We start from the raw sequence: 16,337 nt of genomic DNA on the forward strand, positions 1-16,337 counted from the left end.
AAATCAATTAACACGATTTTACATATTTTATAATGAATTTAAGGAAATTTATTTGAAATTATTAAAGGAAAGATTGAATTGCAAGATCATAGCTTTGCAGTCCGAATCCTAGAATTACTCCTTTTGCATTAGGAGAAATATAGGATTGGTGCCTGAATTCTTCTCTGGAGAAAGTGTTTGAAATGTGTACCTCAATAACGGGAGTTGTAATTGCTTTGACGGCATCACCAATTCCTATTGAAGTGTGAGTATAGGCAGCTGCATTCAAGATGATTCCGTCGAAAGAAAAACCAGCTTCCTGAATTTTGCCAATTATTTCACCTTCGATATTGCTTTGAAAATAATGTAGTTTTAGCTGTGGAAATTTCTGTTTTAATGTCTCGAAATAATCCTCAAAAGTTTGATTGCCATAAATTTCTGGTTCTCGTTTTCCTAGGAGATTAAGATTTGGTCCATTGATGATGATGATGTTCATGATTTGTTTTTCAGTAAAAATAATAAAATTGAAGTTGCTTTAACAAAAAAAGCCGTTTCAAATTTGAAACGGCCTTGAGAAATATTTTTTTGCTGAGATTAGAATTTCAAACCTACAGATAGTTGAATAACTTGATTCGTTATTTTTGCATCTTTAGAAGTGTCGGTCAGCCCCGTAACATATCTTGCTTGAACAAAGATATTACTGGTTACATCAAATGCTAAACCTCCCACTACTGCAAAATCGAATGTTTCAGCTTCAAATTGCTCTTCTATGTTGTCATTAACCAAAAATGAGAATTGTGGACCAGCTTCTAGACTTAATTTGTCTGAAATTAAATAAAATTTAGCCAAAACAGGAACCGAAAGATAATCTAATTTAATATCTTCATCTTCTATTTTGGTACCTTGAGATGAATATAGTACCTCTGGTTGAACAGAGAAGTTTTCAAAAACATTCACTTCTAATAATGCACCAACGTGAAAACTAGTTAGGTTGTCTCCGCTAATATCGTCTCCGTCAAGTTTTGCAAAATTGGCACCAGCCTTAACTCCGAAATCTAAACCTTGAGCATTCATGCTCGTTGAACCAGCAACCACTAAGATTGCCATGATAAATAACTTTTTCATAATTGTGGGGTTTGTTTAAGTTTGATGTAAAATTATCGAAATATCATCTTCTTAAACATTAAAATTATAATAAAAGATATTAAAATTTGTAGGTGCTTAAAAAAAAATGCGGAAGAAAACTTCCGCATTAAATAATTGTATTGTAAGTTTTTTTAGAATTTATATCCTAAACCAACTTGAAATCCAGTATTTTTAATGTCAACTCCATCTACATCACTAATGTTTTGTAAACCTAAGTTGTAACGAGCGTCAAAAAACAAACCATTTTCTAAATCATAAGCAGCACCAAATCCTAAACCAAAGTCCATTGACTTAGTGAATTCATCGAATCCATCGTCTTCAGCAGCAATTTTAAATGCTACAGAAGGTCCTGCTAAAAGGCTGAAGCTCTCCGCTACATAATATTTTGCCATAATTGGAATTCTTAAGTAGCTAAGACCTAAATCATCCGAAGCACCTTCAGAAGAATACAAAAGTTCAGGTTGAAGATGAAATTTTTCAGAAACTGCATAATCTACAAAACCTCCCACATAAAAACTTGTTTTAGCGTCTGAGTCTGCATCTCCAGTAAAGTTGGTGTTGTTTAGACCTGCTTTTACCCCGAAATTAACATCTTGTGCACTTCCTGAATACACAAATCCGATAGTAGCTACTGCTACAAAAAGTAATTTTTTCATAAGTATTTGTTTTAAATGTTTTAACAAATATATGAAATGTATTGTGTTGTCAAAATATTTTTTATTTACTTTTTAATAATAAATATTTGAATATTGTATTTTATTGGTTCTTTAATTGGTAATATCATTAGTATTTTCGGGCTTATGTGGATAATTATTTTTTTTAGCACATGTTTTAATTGTTGATAAACTGTTGATAACTTTGTTGATAACTGTGGTTTTCTTAATATCTTGTTGACGGAAAATTAATATAAATTTGGTCAAACATTTAAAACAAAAACAATGAAAAAAGTTATTTTATCAGTATTAGCCGTAATGACATTCGGTTTTGCAAACGCACAAGAAGGAACAGAAGGTTTCGCAAAAGGAGATTTGTATTTAACAGGTTCACTTGGTATCAACTCAACTAAAATGGGTGATGCTAAATCTGACGGTTATAATTTTTCACCTGGAGTAGGTTATTTTCTAACTGAAAATATTGCTTTAGAAGCAGCTGTTTCAGTTAACAAGCAAACTATGACTATGGATTTTGAAGGAGAGTCTATGGAAGTTGAAGCGAAAGGTTTTGCTTTTTCAGTTGGTGGTAAATACTATTTTACTCCTGCTGACAAATTTTCTTTATTTGCAGGTTTAGGAGCTAGCTACGGAACTTCTAAAGTTGGTGATGGAGAAACTATTGATTTAAAATCTTTCGGAGTTGCTTTAGCTCCTGGGATTAACTATTTCTTCAGCAAAAATTTTGCAGGACAAGCTTCTGTTGGAGTTTTGGGTTATACGAGTTCTAAATTTGATGTTGATGGTGCTGAATCTACAAACACATTCAATTTATCTTTAGATATGACAAATGTTAATTTTGCATTAATCTATAAATTCTAATCTTTTAATTCTAAAAGATATTGTTTTAAAACCACGCAATTTGCGTGGTTTTTTTATGCTCAAAAATCACTACTGTTAGGTATTTCATTGGGTTTGATCATAAGATAACTTTGCCTTGATAACTTAAAATTAAAACAAATGAAGACACTTAAATTATTTATTATGATAGTAGCAATCGGGATGGCTACTGTTTCTTGTGGTTCGGATGATGGAGGTTCGGGAGTGGATCAGAACAATGTGATTGTTGGAAATTGGAAATACATTGGAGATCTTGATGAAAATGGATTCGAAGCCTCACAATATGAGCCCTGTGACGATGAATTCATGCTTTTTAATGGCAATGGCAGTTTTAAGCTTACCTACAATTATTGTGGCGAAGAAACCGAAATCTATCAGGGACAGTGGCGAAAGCTTGGAGAAGCAAACATGTATAGATTCTCACTAGATGGTTTGACCGATGAATACAAGATCATATTTTCTGAAAATAATACGCGATTAACGCTTTATGAAGAAGAATTTGAGGGTGGTTTCTATGCATCGGTTTACGAAAAACAATAATTGATTCAAGGAGTTTTATCCTTTATCTATCCTAAACCTTTCTTTCCCGGAAAGGTTTTTTTATTGGTAAATATTCTCGTAATTTGTGGAATGAGCTGGAAAACATTTATCAAAAATTTTCAATCCTATCTAAAAATCGAACGAGGGTTGTCGCAAAACACCATCGACAATTATTCATTTGATATCGAACGGTTATGTCAATTTTTGGATGAAAATCAAATAGAAATTTCCCCCATTAAAATTTCTGAAGAAACGATTCAGCAGTTTATTTATGAAATTTCAAAAGATGTGAACCCGAGGTCACAGGCCAGAATCATTTCGGGATTGAAAAGCTTTTTTAGCTATTTGATTTTTGAAGATTATAGACCTGATAATCCCCTGGAACTCATAGAAGCGCCACGAATAGGAAGGAAATTGCCTGATACTTTATCAGTCGAGGATATTGATCGGCTGATTGGTGCCATCGACTTGAGTACTCCCGAAGGTGAACGAAATAGGGCCATGCTCGAAACGCTTTATGGTTGTGGTCTTCGCGTTTCCGAATTGACGATACTCAAAATTTCGGATTTGTTTTTTGATGAAGGTTTTCTAAAAGTGACTGGAAAAGGAAACAAGCAACGATTTGTTCCCATTGGTGATTTGACTCAAAAATATATTGAGATTTATAGAACATCAATCAGAAATCATTTGAACATTCAAAAAGGCCACGAAGACACACTTTTCCTGAACCGAAGAGGAAAACAGCTCACGAGAGCCATGATTTTCACTATCATTAAAGATTTGGCTACAGCCATAAACCTTAACAAAATCATCAGTCCCCATACCTTGAGACATTCTTTTGCAACTCATCTGCTCGAAAATGGAGCCGACTTGAGATCGATACAGTTGATGCTTGGACATGAATCTATCACGACGACAGAGATTTATGTTCATCTCAATAGAAAGCACCTTTCGGAAATAATGAACTCATTTCATCCAAGAAAATAAAACCTATGTAAATTTTGTGTAAATTTGCCACCGTTTAATACGACCTTTTTGAATTTTCAAAGGGTTCAGCCCCAATTAAATACATGAAACTAGATAAGTTCCCTGATTCGTACCGGTATAAAGAAAAGAATGTTTTTTATGACAAGCTTCTATCGCAAATACCAGATTTGATCTTCCAGATGACCATTTCGGAAAACGGATCCATAAAGTTTCCTTTCTTGAGTAAGTCGGTAGTAAGTCATTTTGAACTAACCGAAGAAGAAATAGAGCAAAATACTATCGATGTACTACAGAAGAAAATCCTTACCGAAGATTTTCATGCTTTTTTAAATTCTATTGAAAATGCAAAAGTAAATCTGAACACCTGGTTTTTTGAATTTAGATGCAATCTCCCAGAAAAAGGACTGAGATGGTATCGAGTGAATGCGACAATTGAACGCGATGGTGGGTTGCTTGTTTTTTATGGAAGAGTTAGTGATACTACCGAAAATGTACAGCAGGAACTAAAACTAAAAATTTCCGAGCAACGATATGAATTTGCCCTCGAAGCATCATCTGAAGGAATTTGGGATTTGGACGTGAAGACGAACCAAGTCTTTTTTTCATCACAGTCCATGAAAATGCTGGGTTTTGAGGAGAAAGATAGTATCATGGCAATTGATAAATGGGATAGTCGAATCCACCCAGAAGATATTGAAAAATATAAAAAAGACATTCAGTACCATTTTGAAAACAAGACACCTTTTTATAAGAATTTGCAAAGAGTGCAAACAAATGATGGTGCTTATAAATGGATTTTAAGCAAAGGAAAAGTAATCGAGCGAGATACTTTGGGCAATCCATTGAGGGTTATCGGGATGCATTCTGATATTTCCAGGCAAATTGAAAAGGAGAATGAATTGAAGCGAACTTTGGAAATTTTGAACGAACAAAACAAGCGATTGCTGAATTTCGCCCATATTGTTTCCCATAATTTACGTTCGCATGCTGGAAACTTCAAAATGCTTTTGGATATAATTGAAGGTGATAATGAACAGGATATCAAAGACGAAAGTTTGATTTATTTGAGAACAAATTCGAATGATTTATCTGAAACTATTGAGAATTTAAAGGAATTAGTCGATATTCATTCTGATCTAAAACCAATTAAAGAGCATCTTAATCTTTCTCAATACCTTAGAAAGATGATTAATTTGTTGAGTGAAGAATTTACAAGACATAAAGTCGATATAAGAATCAATATTCCAGAAGATTTGACGGTGCATTTCAATCCTGCTTATCTGGAAAGTTTACTTTTGAATTTTTCTACAAATGCTGTCAAGTATTCACACCCAGAACGAACACCAAAAATTCATTATGATTTTGCGATTGTAAATGGAGAAAAGGTTTTGTCGATATCGGATAACGGACTAGGAATTGACCTGGAAAAACATGGTGAAGCACTCTTCGGGATGTATAAAACCTTTCATAGACATCCTAATTCTAGAGGAATTGGATTGTTCATGTCAAAGAACCAGGTTGAAGCAATGGGGGGGAGAATTGAAGTTGTGAGTAAAGTGAACTCAGGTTCGTGTTTTAAAATTTATTTTAATGAAGAATTATAAAAAGGTTTTTGTGGTTGACGATGATAAGATTTATCATTTTATTTTAAAAAATTTATTGAATAAGAACGGAATTTCCGTTACACCTTGCTTCTGTGAAAATGGTTTAGATGCATTAGAAGCGCTAAAACAAAAAATCAGTACGAATTCGCTTCCGGATGTTATTATGTTGGATATCAATATGCCTGTGATGGATGGGTGGCAATTTTTGGAAGAATTCAAGAAACTAAAAGCCGATTTTAATTTGCAAACACCCATTTATCTCATTACTTCTTCTAATGACAGTGTAGATATAAATAGAGCAAAAGTGTATGAAAATGAAATCTCAGATTATTTCCTGAAGCCTATCAATGAGGCAGATATCTGCAAGATATTTTTGAATTAGGAAATAATTTTAGCGACAATTTCATTTTTTATTTCTCTCCAAAGAAATGATGTCACAACCAAATAAATAGTATTTTTGAAGGCTGAATTTTAGATTCGGATGTCAAAAATACTGTTTATGAAAGAATGTATACTATCCCAAGAAATGATTGACCAGCTCGAAAAAGTAGTGGGTCAATCCTTTCTTTTTTTAGACGAAGTCACCCGAAACCATTATGGACATGACGAAACGGAAGATTATGTTTTTCCGCCATCGATCGTGCTAAAACCTGGAACGCCCGAAGAAATTTCGGAGATTCTAAAAATTGCCAACCAATTTCATATTCCAGTAACTCCAATTGGTGGTAGGACGGGTTTGAGTGGTGGGGCTTTGAGTATCCATAAAGGCATCGGGTTATCAATGGAACGTTTCAATAAAATCCTCACTATTGACGAAAAAAATCTGCAGGTAATTGTGGAACCAGCTGTTATTACTCAGGTTTTAAGAGAGGCTGTCGCCGAAAAAAATCTGTTTTATCCTCCTGATCCAAGTAGTCAAGGAAGTTGCTGGATAGGCGGAAATGTAGCCGAAAATTCGGGTGGAGCTAGAGCTGTGAAATATGGAGTTACCAAGGATTATGTACTGAATCTCGAAGTAGTTTTGCCAACAGGCGAGATTATTTGGACTGGAGCCAATACTTTAAAAAACTCCACGGGTTATAACTTGACGCAATTGATGGTAGGAAGCGAAGGTACTTTGGGGGTCATTACAAAAATTGTGATGAAGCTTTTGCCTAAGAATTCTCATAATATATTAATGTTGGTTCCTTTTTTTGATGCAAATCAAGCTTGTGAAGCGGTTTCAAAGATTTTTAGTGCTGGAATCACGCCAAGTGCATTGGAGTTTATGGAACGAGATGCTATCGATTGGACCTTGCGTTTTGTAGATGGTGTTAGCATTGCTATAAAAGATGAAGTTCAGGCTCATCTTTTGATTGAAGTGGATGGAAATTATCCCGACGTTCTTTTTGCAGAAGCTGAAAAAATCAGCGAAGTATTGGAGCAATTCAACATCGATGAAATTCTTTTTGCCGATACCGAAGACCAAAAAAATGCCCTTTGGAAAATGCGAAGAGCTGTTGGCGAAGCCGTAAAATCAAATTCAATTTATAAAGAAGAAGATACGGTAGTGCCACGATATGAACTGCCAAAATTATTAATTGGCATCAAAACAATCGGAGATAAATACGGATTCAAATCGGTTTGTTATGGTCATGCAGGTGATGGAAATTTACATGTGAATATCGTAAAAGGCAATATGTCTGATGAGGATTGGAAAACTGAAATTCCAAAAGGAATCCGCGAGATATTTGAATTGACGGTAGCCTTGAAGGGAACACTTTCTGGTGAACACGGCATTGGGTATGTTCAAAAAAATTATATGGATATCGCCTTCAATAACACTCAGTTGCTTTTGATGAAAGGCATTAAAAAGGTGTTTGACCCGAATGGTATTTTAAATCCTGGAAAGGTCTTGCCGGATTATATCTAAATGTTAAGAAAAAACTAAAATACGACATTTGTCGTATTGTTCGAGAATGCTTCTAAAGCTAATTTTACAGTATTAATAACTAAAACAATTAATCATGAAAAAATTAGTACTAGGAGCATTTTTGTTTGCAGGAACTTTAGGAATGACTGCACAAGAAACAAGATTTGGAGTAAAAGCGGGTGTGGATTTTGCAACCGTAGAACAAACAGTAACCGTTATGGGATTTACTGCAACAGCGAAAGGTTCTGAAACAGGATTCTTCGTTGGTGGTTTTGCAGAAATTGGTGTCAACGAAAGTTTTGCCATTCAGCCAGAAGTTTTATACGTTTCAATCAAAGATTTTAATCTTTTGAACGTTCCAGTTTTAGGAAAGTACACTTTTGCTGAGAAGTTTAATGTGATGGCTGGGCCAAGTATCAACTACTTGCTGGATGCAGAAGAAGATGAATTCAAAGTAAATGTAGATTTTGGTGCGGGTTATGATTTTACTGAAGATCTGGACGTTTCTGCTCGTTATTCAATGGGATTTGGAGATGTAAAAGTAAGCGGAATCTATGTAGGAGTGGGTTATAAATTTTAATAATTGTTTTGTGTTTTAAGTTGAAAAACCATCCGCCTCGGCGGATGGTTTTGTTTTTTTTAGTCTCTTTTTGGAGCATTTTTCTTAGCTCGTTTTTCTTCTTTTTTTTCCTTTGCAGTTTTCAAAGGTTCTTTCTTTACGGTTTTTTTTGCATCCTGACTCTTTGCCATAATTATATTTTTTTTAGGTGAATTTAATTTTAAGTTATGGAGTAAATATAATAATAGTATTGCTTTAAATTTTATTTTTTTTTAAAAGGTTATCGAATAGCAAACGCATTCTCGAAGCCGATTGTCATTTAATAATAAAGGATGGTCAAAGTTTTCAAGCTTTTGCATGCCAATTTTTTTCATTACTTCTTCGGATTTGATATTTATTTTTGGAGCGATTGCAACTATTTCTTTAATACCCAATTGATTGAACTCGTAGTTCAAGCAAGCTTTTGCACCTTCGGTTGCATAGCCTTTATACCAATGGTTTTCGGATAATCGCCAGCCAATATCCACACAAGGAGTGAAATCTGATTCAAAATCTTTATCGGATAATCCAATAAATCCAATAAAAGTATCGCTTTCCAAAACATCTACAGCAAAATAGCAATACTTGTTTGCTACAAATTGCTCTTGCATTCTTTCTATAAAATTTTTTGTTTCTTCGAGAGAGAGAATAGATGGAAAAAATTCCATCACGTTTGGATTTTGGTTGATGATTACCATTTTCCCGATGTCGCTTTCAATCCAATTTCTGAAACCTAATCTTTCGGAAGTGAAAATATAGTTCTTACTACTGTTCATAGCTATTTATTTATCTGCGGAAGCGACAAAATTAAAGTTTAAAAATTAATAATTTCCATCGAAATATTAATGTTAAATAAAATCCTAAATCCTGATTGATAAATCCTAAATAATTTATCTTTGCCGTCCCGAACAGTCGGGAGAAAAACGTTTTTATGAAGTTTGATTTATTACAGAAAGACCCTCAGTCAAAAGCCCGTGCCGGAAGTATCACTACGGATCACGGTGTGATTGAAACCCCTATTTTTATGCCAGTTGGAACTGTAGCTTCTGTAAAAGGAGTGCACCAACGCGAATTGAAAGAAGAAATCAACCCGGATATCATCCTCGGAAATACCTATCACTTATACCTTCGTCCTCAAACCGAAATCTTGGAAAAAGCCGGAGGTTTGCATAAATTCATGAATTGGGATCGAAATATCCTGACCGATTCTGGAGGTTATCAGGTGTATTCCCTTTCGGCAAATAGAAAAATAAAGGAAGAAGGAGTGAAATTCAAATCGCATATCGACGGTTCCTACCATTTTTTTACACCCGAAAATGTAATGGAAATTCAACGCACCATCGGAGCCGATATTATTATGGCTTTTGATGAATGCACACCTTATCCATGTGATTATCGTTATGCTCAACGTTCGATGCACATGACACACCGTTGGTTGGATAGATGCATCAATCATTTGGATAAATTACCTTTCAAATATGGTTATGAGCAAACTTTTTTTCCGATAGTTCAAGGAAGTACTTATAAAGATTTACGTCGTCAATCGGCAGAATATATAGCCAATTCAGGTCAACAAGGAAATGCAATCGGTGGACTTTCTGTTGGAGAACCAGCCGAAGAAATGTATGCCATGACTGAAGTGGTTTGCGAGATTTTACCAGAAGACAAGCCAAGATACCTGATGGGTGTGGGGACGCCAATCAATATTTTGGAAAATATCGCCCTCGGAATTGACATGTTCGATTGTGTGATGCCAACCAGAAATGCCCGAAACGGTATGCTTTTTACAGCACACGGAACCATCAATATCAAAAATAAAAAGTGGGAAGCCGATTTTTCTCCGCTTGACGAAATGGGACATACATTTGTTGATACAGAATATACAAAAGCCTATCTGAGACATCTTTTTGCAGCCAATGAATATCTTGGAAAGCAAATCGCCACGATTCATAATCTTGGATTTTATATGTGGTTGGTTCGCGAAGCCAGAAAACATATCTTAGCGGGAGATTTCCGCCAGTGGAAAGAAATGATGGTAAAACAAATGGATCAAAGGTTATAAAAATGTTTAAGATTTAAAGTTTAAGGTTCTTGTGGAAACTTTTAAACTTTAAACCTTAAACTTTAAACCTTAAACTTTAAACTTAAAAAATGAACATAATAGATAAATACATTCTAAAGCGATACCTCTCCACTTTTGTTGTCATGTTGCTTTTGTTTATTCCAATTGGGATTGTAATTGACGTTTCCGAAAAGGTAAACCGAATGTTGCAAAACAAAGTTCCATTTGTAGAAATTGCAATGTATTACTTGGATTTTGTCATCTATTTTGCCAATCTTTTATTCCCTATATTCTTGTTCCTTTCCGTGATTTGGTTTACTTCAAAGCTGGCCAATAACACGGAGATTATCGCCATTTTAAGCTCTGGAATTTCATTTACACGTTTCCTCAGACCTTATCTGATTGGAGCAACAGTGGTTTCCGTTTTTGCTTTGTTGATGGGATTTTTTGTGGTACCAAAAGCCAGCGAAGGATTTAATAGTTTCCGATACCGCTACTTGAAAGGAAATGGTATCAACAAGATGCGTCAAACCGCCGATGTTTACCGACAAATAAATGACAGCACCTTTATCTACGTTCAAAATTTCAATCAAAGTAGTCAAACTGCATTCAACTTTGTTCTCGAAGAATTTAAGAAAGACAACACCCTGAAAGAAAAAATTACAGCCAGTAGAATTAGATGGAATGAAAAAGACAGTACCTATACCATGTTTTCCTACACCAACAGGAAAGTAGGCGAATTGAGTGATGTCATTCGTTCGGAAACTAAAAAGGATACCACTTTTACTTTTGAATTGGAGGATTTAACCCCAACTGTTTATGTTGCCGAGACACTTTCTTTAGGCGATTTGAATAAATTTATTGACAAGGAAAGAGAACGAGGTTCTGCCAATATCAATACTTATCTGGTGGTTTTATATAAAAAATATAGTATTCCGGTTTCGGCCTTTATTCTTACAATTATTGCCGTAGCCGTTTCAGCAATGAAGCGTAGAGGAGGAATGGGAATGAATCTTGCCATCGGAATTGGTCTTGCTTTTACTTTTATTTTTTTCGATAAAATATTCGGAGTAATGGCCGAAAAGTCAAGCATTCCGCCACTTTTAGCCGTTTGGATTCCTAATATAGTGTTTGGAATTTTAGCCATTTATTTATTAAGAAATGCAAGGCGATAACAATCTGAAAAGTTACCTCAATCTTCATTTAATCGTGTTTATATGGGGATTTACCGCCGTTTTGGGCGAACTCATCACCATCCGTGAAGCATCTTTGGTTTGGTATAGAATGCTCTTGGCAACAGTTTTTTTGCTCGTCTATCTCCTCATCACAAAGAAGAAATTATTGTTGCCTCCAAAAGCAATTATCAAGCTCGTTTTCGTAGGTTTTCTAATTGCCATTCATTGGATATTTTTCTTCAAGGCCATCAATATTTCCAATGTTTCCATCACCTTGGCGATGTTTTCAATGGGAGCTTTTTTTGCCTCGGTTCTCGAACCATTATTCTATAAACGCAAAATGCTCTGGTATGAAGTCTTCTTCGGACTTATCATTATCGCTGGACTTTTCATGATCATGCAAGTCGAAATCAAATACCTCGACGGAATCCTTGCTGCTTTATTTTCAGTATTCGTTGGCGTTCTATTCACGCTTTTCAACGGAAAATTAATCCAGCAACATGACTCCACCATCATCACCTTATATGAGTTTTTCGCAGGCTTCCTCTTCGTTTCGGTTTACCTTCTTTTCGAAGGAAAATTTGATGCAAGTTTCTTCAAAGTCTCCACAAACGATTGGCTTCTAATTTTGCTTTTGTCATCGGTTTGCACGGCTTATGCCTTCACGGCATCCGTAAACGTCATGAAAAGACTTTCGCCTTATACTGTAATGCTAACCACCAATCTCGAACCCGTTTATGGCATCATCTTAGCCTATTTTATCATTGGCGAAGACGAAAAAATGAGCCTTCCGTTCTATATCGGCTCAGCCATAATCCTCTTGACCGTTATCCTAAACGGCATTATCAAAAACAAATTAAAACCGAAAGCATAATTTTTTAAGGAGCTATTTCCCGCTTTCCATTTCAATCTTGCTCCTGAAAATGTTTTTTTCCAAGACACAAAAGGTCCCGAAGCGTCGGGACCGTTGGTCGCTCTTTTCTGTCAGGAAAAAATACATTTTCAAGAGCAAGGATTTCCATTACAATCAGGGCTATTCCTCAGCTTTGTCTATACCAATTTTGTGTAATTTTTTATGACTTTCACAATTCGTGATAATTCCTGCAATTCCTGCCGATTTTAATACCAAACAGAACACGATAAAAACAAAAAAAATCTTTCGTTCACGATATTAAATTTTATCTTTGTAGTCCGAACAAAATTTAAAAACGCACAAACCCTATGGAATACTTAGATTTTGAGCTTCCTATAAAAGAACTTGAAGACCAATTAGACAAATGTCAAATTATTGGTCAAGAATCAAATGTAGATGTTTCGACAACCTGCAAACAAATCGAGAAAAAACTAGAAGAAACCAAACGCAAAATATATAAAAACCTAACCGCTTGGCAACGTGTTCAACTTTCACGTCATCCAAATCGTCCATATACAATGGACCACGTTAGAGCTTTATGTGGGTCAACTTTCCTTGAACTTTTTGGCGACAGAAGCTTCAAAGATGACAAGGCCATGATTGGCGGACTTGGGAAAATTGGCGGACAATCGTTTATGATTGTAGGTCAGCAAAAAGGCTACAACACCAAGACACGTCAGTTCCGTAATTTCGGAATGGCAAATCCGGAAGGTTATAGAAAAGCATTACGTTTGATGAAAATGGCCGAAAAATTCAATATTCCTGTTGTAACGTTTATCGATACTCCGGGAGCTTATCCAGGACTTGAAGCTGAAGAAAGAGGACAAGGTGAGGCTATTGCTAGAAATATTATGGAAATGTGTCGCTTGAAAGTGCCAATCATTTGCGTAATCGTTGGAGAAGGAGCTTCAGGTGGAGCATTAGGAATTGGTGTTGGAGACAAAGTTTTGATGATGGAAAACACTTGGTATTCTGTAATTTCACCAGAATCTTGTTCATCAATCCTTTGGAAAAGCTGGGAATACAAAGAACAAGCTGCCGAAGCCTTGAAACTGACTTCTACCGATATGAAAAAACAGAAATTGGTAGACGATATCATTCCTGAACCCCTTGGTGGAGCTCATTATGACAGGGAAACAACCTTTAAAACGGTTGAGCAATATATCACCAAAGCTTATAACGAACTGAAAGATTTATCAACAGAGGAATTAGTGTTCCAAAGAATGGATAAATACAGCAAGATGGGCGAGTTTAAAGAGTAAATCTTACAAAATTATCATAATAACGCCTCGTCAACAACGGGGCGTTTTTTTTGACTTATCAACATAAAATACACACTTATAAACACTCGGTAGCTAACAAGTCGAGGAAGATTTCTTCTTTATTTTTAGTTACATTCGCAATATGGAAAATCTCAGAAATATAAACCCAATCAAAGTAGATAAAACTACCATCATCAATCTAGAAAAAGGAAAACTTCCGCCACAGGCTTTAGATCTTGAGGAAGCGGTTCTTGGTGCCATGATGATTGATAAAAAAGGTGTTGATGAGGTAATTGATATTCTACAGCCTGACGCGTTTTATAAAGACGCCCACAAGCATATTTTTGAAGCAATCGTGCAGTTGTTCACAGATACACAGCCTATTGACTTATTAACAGTTTCTTCGCAGCTCAAAAAGAATGCTAAACTCGAATTAGCAGGAGGTGATTTTTATTTGATTCAATTGACGCAAAAAATCTCTTCTTCGGCTCATATTGAGTTTCACTCTAGGATTATTTTGCAGAAATTCATCCAAAGAAGTTTGATCAAAATCTCTTCGGAGATTATCGAGGAATCCTATGATGAAACTACCGACGTTTTTGATTTGCTGGACAAAGCCGAATCAAAATTATACGAAGTAACGCAAGGTAACATCAAGCGAAGTTCCGAAACGGCTCAAAGTTTGGTCATCCAAGCCAAGAAAAGAATCGAGGAGATTGCAGGAAAAGAAGGTTTAAGCGGAATCGCGACTGGTTTTGAAAAGCTCGACAAGGTAACTTCAGGATGGCAACCAAGTGATTTGATTATTATCGCAGCAAGGCCCGGTATGGGGAAAACTGCATTTGTACTATCAATGGCTCGAAATATCGCTATTGATTTTGGTCATCCAGTAGCTTTATTCTCTCTTGAAATGTCCTCTGTTCAGCTGATTACTCGTTTGATTTCGTCTGAAACTGGTTTATCTTCAGAGAAATTAAGAACTGGAAAACTGGAAAAACACGAATGGGAACAATTGAGCATTAAGGTAAAAAATCTTGAGAAAGCACCTCTCTATATTGATGATACTCCATCGTTATCCATTTTCGATTTAAGAGCTAAGGCACGTCGTCTTTCCTCTCAATACGGAATCAAGATGATTATTGTCGATTATCTTCAATTGATGACAGCCGGTGGAAACGGAAAAGGTGGTGGAAACCGTGAACAGGAAATTTCTACCATTTCCCGAAACTTGAAAGCTTTGGCAAAAGAACTTGGCGTTCCGGTTATTGCACTTTCGCAATTATCGCGTGCCGTTGAAACCCGTGGATCGAGCAAAAGACCTTTGCTTTCGGATCTTCGTGAATCGGGAGCGATTGAGCAGGATGCCGATATTGTTTCGTTCATCTACCGTCCAGAATATTACAAAATTGATGAATGGGATGATGACGAACATTCGCCAACCGAGGGTCAAGCCGAATTTATCATCGCCAAACACAGAAATGGTAGTTTAGAAAACATCCGTTTGAAATTTATTGGAAGTCTGGGTAAATTTGACAACCTTGAAAACTATGGAGAAGGTTATGACGACTTGCCATCTAAAATGAATCTCGACGATAATCCTTTCATCACTCCAAAAAATCTTCCGTCTCCAAACGAAGCCTTTGGAAGCAATTTGAATAATTTTGACGATGATAGTGACGTTCCTTTTTAAATTTCAAAAGATGAAAAAAGTATTGGTTGTCCTTTTTGTTTTATTTTCCTTAAAATCAGTAGCTTGTTTAAACGGAGAAACAAAGACATTAGCAAATGGCTTGACTTTGTATGAAGATTTTGAGGGAATGATACTTAGAGGTCATGACTTTTTTACTATTGAGTTTGAAAAAGTATTCAACGAATTGGACAGTCTTTATAACAAGACTAAAAAAATAGAATATTTATCTGATAAAGGTTATTTGCTCGTTATTCAAGGTAAGTATCAAGACGCATTAAACTTATATTTGGATATTGAGAAGACACACCCCAATAGATATTCCACTGCTTCAAACCTTGGAACAATTTATGAATTGATAGGAGATAACCTAAATGCCCTAAAATGGATAAAAAAGTCAGTTGCTATAAGTCCTGATTCTCACAGTGGCTCTGAATGGTTACATATTAAAATTTTAGAAGCAAAGATGAATCCCAATATGATTTCAAGTGAGTTTTTTACTAAAACAAGCTTTGGCAATTTTGATATGCCTGTTTCGGATTTAAGTTGGGATAAAACAGAAAAATTAAGCAAATCTATTTATTATCAGCTCAATGAAAGAATCAGTTTTATAAAATCTGAAGACCCCATAATCGCCCTTCTTCTTTTTGAACTTGGAAATCTTGCCATGTTAGAATCTGAATTTCTTCAAGCAAATCAAATTTTTAAAATGGCGAAAGATTATGGATATCAGTCTGTATTGCTTGAAAAGCGTATTAGTTTTATAAATGGATATCTGGCTAATAAAAAAGAAAACCATAAAACGGAAACTATTTACACTACAAAAGTTAATTACGAGAAAACTGCTTTGTTGATAATTTCCATTTTATTGATTTTAATCGGACTTTACTTTTTGATAAAAAAAAGCAGGGTGGCAAACTAG

17 protein-coding genes are annotated in these 16,337 nt (G+C 35.4%); 13 read left to right on the plus strand and 4 right to left on the minus strand.

What is annotated here, in order from left to right; genetic code table 11:
* Positions 1-61: 61 nt before the first annotated feature.
* The 3 genes from aroQ to G508_RS0116610 form a co-directional block, all read right to left on the minus strand.
* Entirely contained in the window at positions 62-475 is a 414-nt protein-coding gene (gene aroQ, locus G508_RS0116600; RefSeq protein WP_026706361.1) for a type II 3-dehydroquinate dehydratase, read from the minus strand.
* A 98-nt stretch (positions 476-573) separates the two neighbouring features.
* Positions 574-1,104, minus strand: a complete 531-nt coding sequence (locus tag G508_RS0116605; protein WP_026706362.1) for a porin family protein — start codon at positions 1,102-1,104, stop codon at positions 574-576.
* Between the two features lie 152 nt (positions 1,105-1,256).
* Complete coding sequence (locus G508_RS0116610) at positions 1,257-1,781, minus strand: porin family protein (RefSeq protein ID WP_026706363.1); 525 nt, start codon at positions 1,779-1,781, stop codon at positions 1,257-1,259.
* A gap of 282 nt (positions 1,782-2,063) precedes the next feature.
* Between G508_RS0116610 and G508_RS0116620 the strand changes: the two genes are divergently transcribed.
* The 7 genes from G508_RS0116620 (at position 2,064) to G508_RS19235 (ending at position 8,298) form a co-directional block, all read left to right on the plus strand.
* Positions 2,064-2,657, plus strand: a complete 594-nt coding sequence (locus tag G508_RS0116620) for an outer membrane beta-barrel protein (RefSeq protein WP_026706364.1) — start codon at positions 2,064-2,066, stop codon at positions 2,655-2,657.
* Between the two features lie 138 nt (positions 2,658-2,795).
* Positions 2,796-3,215, plus strand: coding sequence for a hypothetical protein (locus G508_RS0116625; RefSeq protein WP_026706365.1), 420 nt, complete (start codon positions 2,796-2,798; stop codon positions 3,213-3,215).
* 90 nt (positions 3,216-3,305) lie between these two features.
* The gene (xerD, locus tag G508_RS0116630; RefSeq protein ID WP_026706366.1) at positions 3,306-4,202 is read left to right on the plus strand and encodes a site-specific tyrosine recombinase XerD; all 897 of its coding nucleotides are present in this window, start codon (positions 3,306-3,308) and stop codon (positions 4,200-4,202) included.
* An 83-nt stretch (positions 4,203-4,285) separates the two neighbouring features.
* Entirely contained in the window at positions 4,286-5,806 is a 1,521-nt protein-coding gene (locus G508_RS0116635; protein ID WP_026706367.1) for a sensor histidine kinase, read from the plus strand.
* On the plus strand, positions 5,793-6,188 hold the full coding sequence (locus G508_RS0116640) for a response regulator (protein ID WP_026706368.1): 396 nt from the start codon (positions 5,793-5,795) through the stop codon (positions 6,186-6,188). Before G508_RS0116635 ends, G508_RS0116640 begins: the two co-directional genes overlap by 14 nt.
* A 117-nt stretch (positions 6,189-6,305) precedes the next feature.
* A complete protein-coding gene (locus G508_RS0116645) occupies positions 6,306-7,718 on the plus strand; it encodes an FAD-binding oxidoreductase (protein ID WP_035695038.1) in 1,413 nt (470 codons plus the stop codon).
* A 94-nt stretch (positions 7,719-7,812) separates the two neighbouring features.
* Positions 7,813-8,298, plus strand: a complete 486-nt coding sequence (locus G508_RS19235) for a porin family protein (protein ID WP_051197715.1) — start codon at positions 7,813-7,815, stop codon at positions 8,296-8,298.
* Positions 8,299-8,549: 251 nt separating this feature from the next.
* On the opposite strand, the gene G508_RS0116660 is transcribed toward G508_RS19235, so the two are convergent.
* Positions 8,550-9,092 (minus strand): GNAT family N-acetyltransferase, encoded by a 543-nt coding sequence (locus tag G508_RS0116660; protein WP_026706370.1) that lies wholly within the window; start codon positions 9,090-9,092, stop codon positions 8,550-8,552.
* Between the two features lie 155 nt (positions 9,093-9,247).
* Here G508_RS0116660 and tgt point away from each other — a divergent pair, with 155 nt between their 5' ends.
* The 6 genes from tgt (at position 9,248) to G508_RS0116690 (ending at position 16,337) form a co-directional block, all read left to right on the plus strand.
* Complete coding sequence (tgt, locus tag G508_RS0116665) at positions 9,248-10,378, plus strand: tRNA guanosine(34) transglycosylase Tgt (RefSeq protein ID WP_026706371.1); 1,131 nt, start codon at positions 9,248-9,250, stop codon at positions 10,376-10,378.
* Between the two features lie 89 nt (positions 10,379-10,467).
* Positions 10,468-11,553, plus strand: coding sequence for an LptF/LptG family permease (locus tag G508_RS0116670; protein ID WP_026706372.1), 1,086 nt, complete (start codon positions 10,468-10,470; stop codon positions 11,551-11,553).
* On the plus strand, positions 11,540-12,427 hold the full coding sequence (locus G508_RS0116675; RefSeq protein ID WP_026706373.1) for a DMT family transporter: 888 nt from the start codon (positions 11,540-11,542) through the stop codon (positions 12,425-12,427). The genes G508_RS0116670 and G508_RS0116675 overlap by 14 nt, the downstream gene beginning before the upstream one ends.
* Positions 12,428-12,774: 347 nt before the next feature.
* A complete protein-coding gene (locus tag G508_RS0116680; protein ID WP_026706374.1) occupies positions 12,775-13,728 on the plus strand; it encodes an acetyl-CoA carboxylase carboxyltransferase subunit alpha in 954 nt (317 codons plus the stop codon).
* A 142-nt stretch (positions 13,729-13,870) separates the two neighbouring features.
* A complete protein-coding gene (gene dnaB / locus G508_RS0116685) occupies positions 13,871-15,418 on the plus strand; it encodes a replicative DNA helicase (protein WP_026706375.1) in 1,548 nt (515 codons plus the stop codon).
* Positions 15,419-15,428: 10 nt separating this feature from the next.
* Complete coding sequence (locus G508_RS0116690) at positions 15,429-16,337, plus strand: tetratricopeptide repeat protein (protein WP_035695081.1); 909 nt, start codon at positions 15,429-15,431, stop codon at positions 16,335-16,337.

Origin of the sequence: Flavobacterium soli DSM 19725, from assembly GCF_000422705.1 — a bacterium.
Taxonomy (GTDB): Bacteria; Bacteroidota; Bacteroidia; order Flavobacteriales; family Flavobacteriaceae; genus Flavobacterium; species Flavobacterium soli.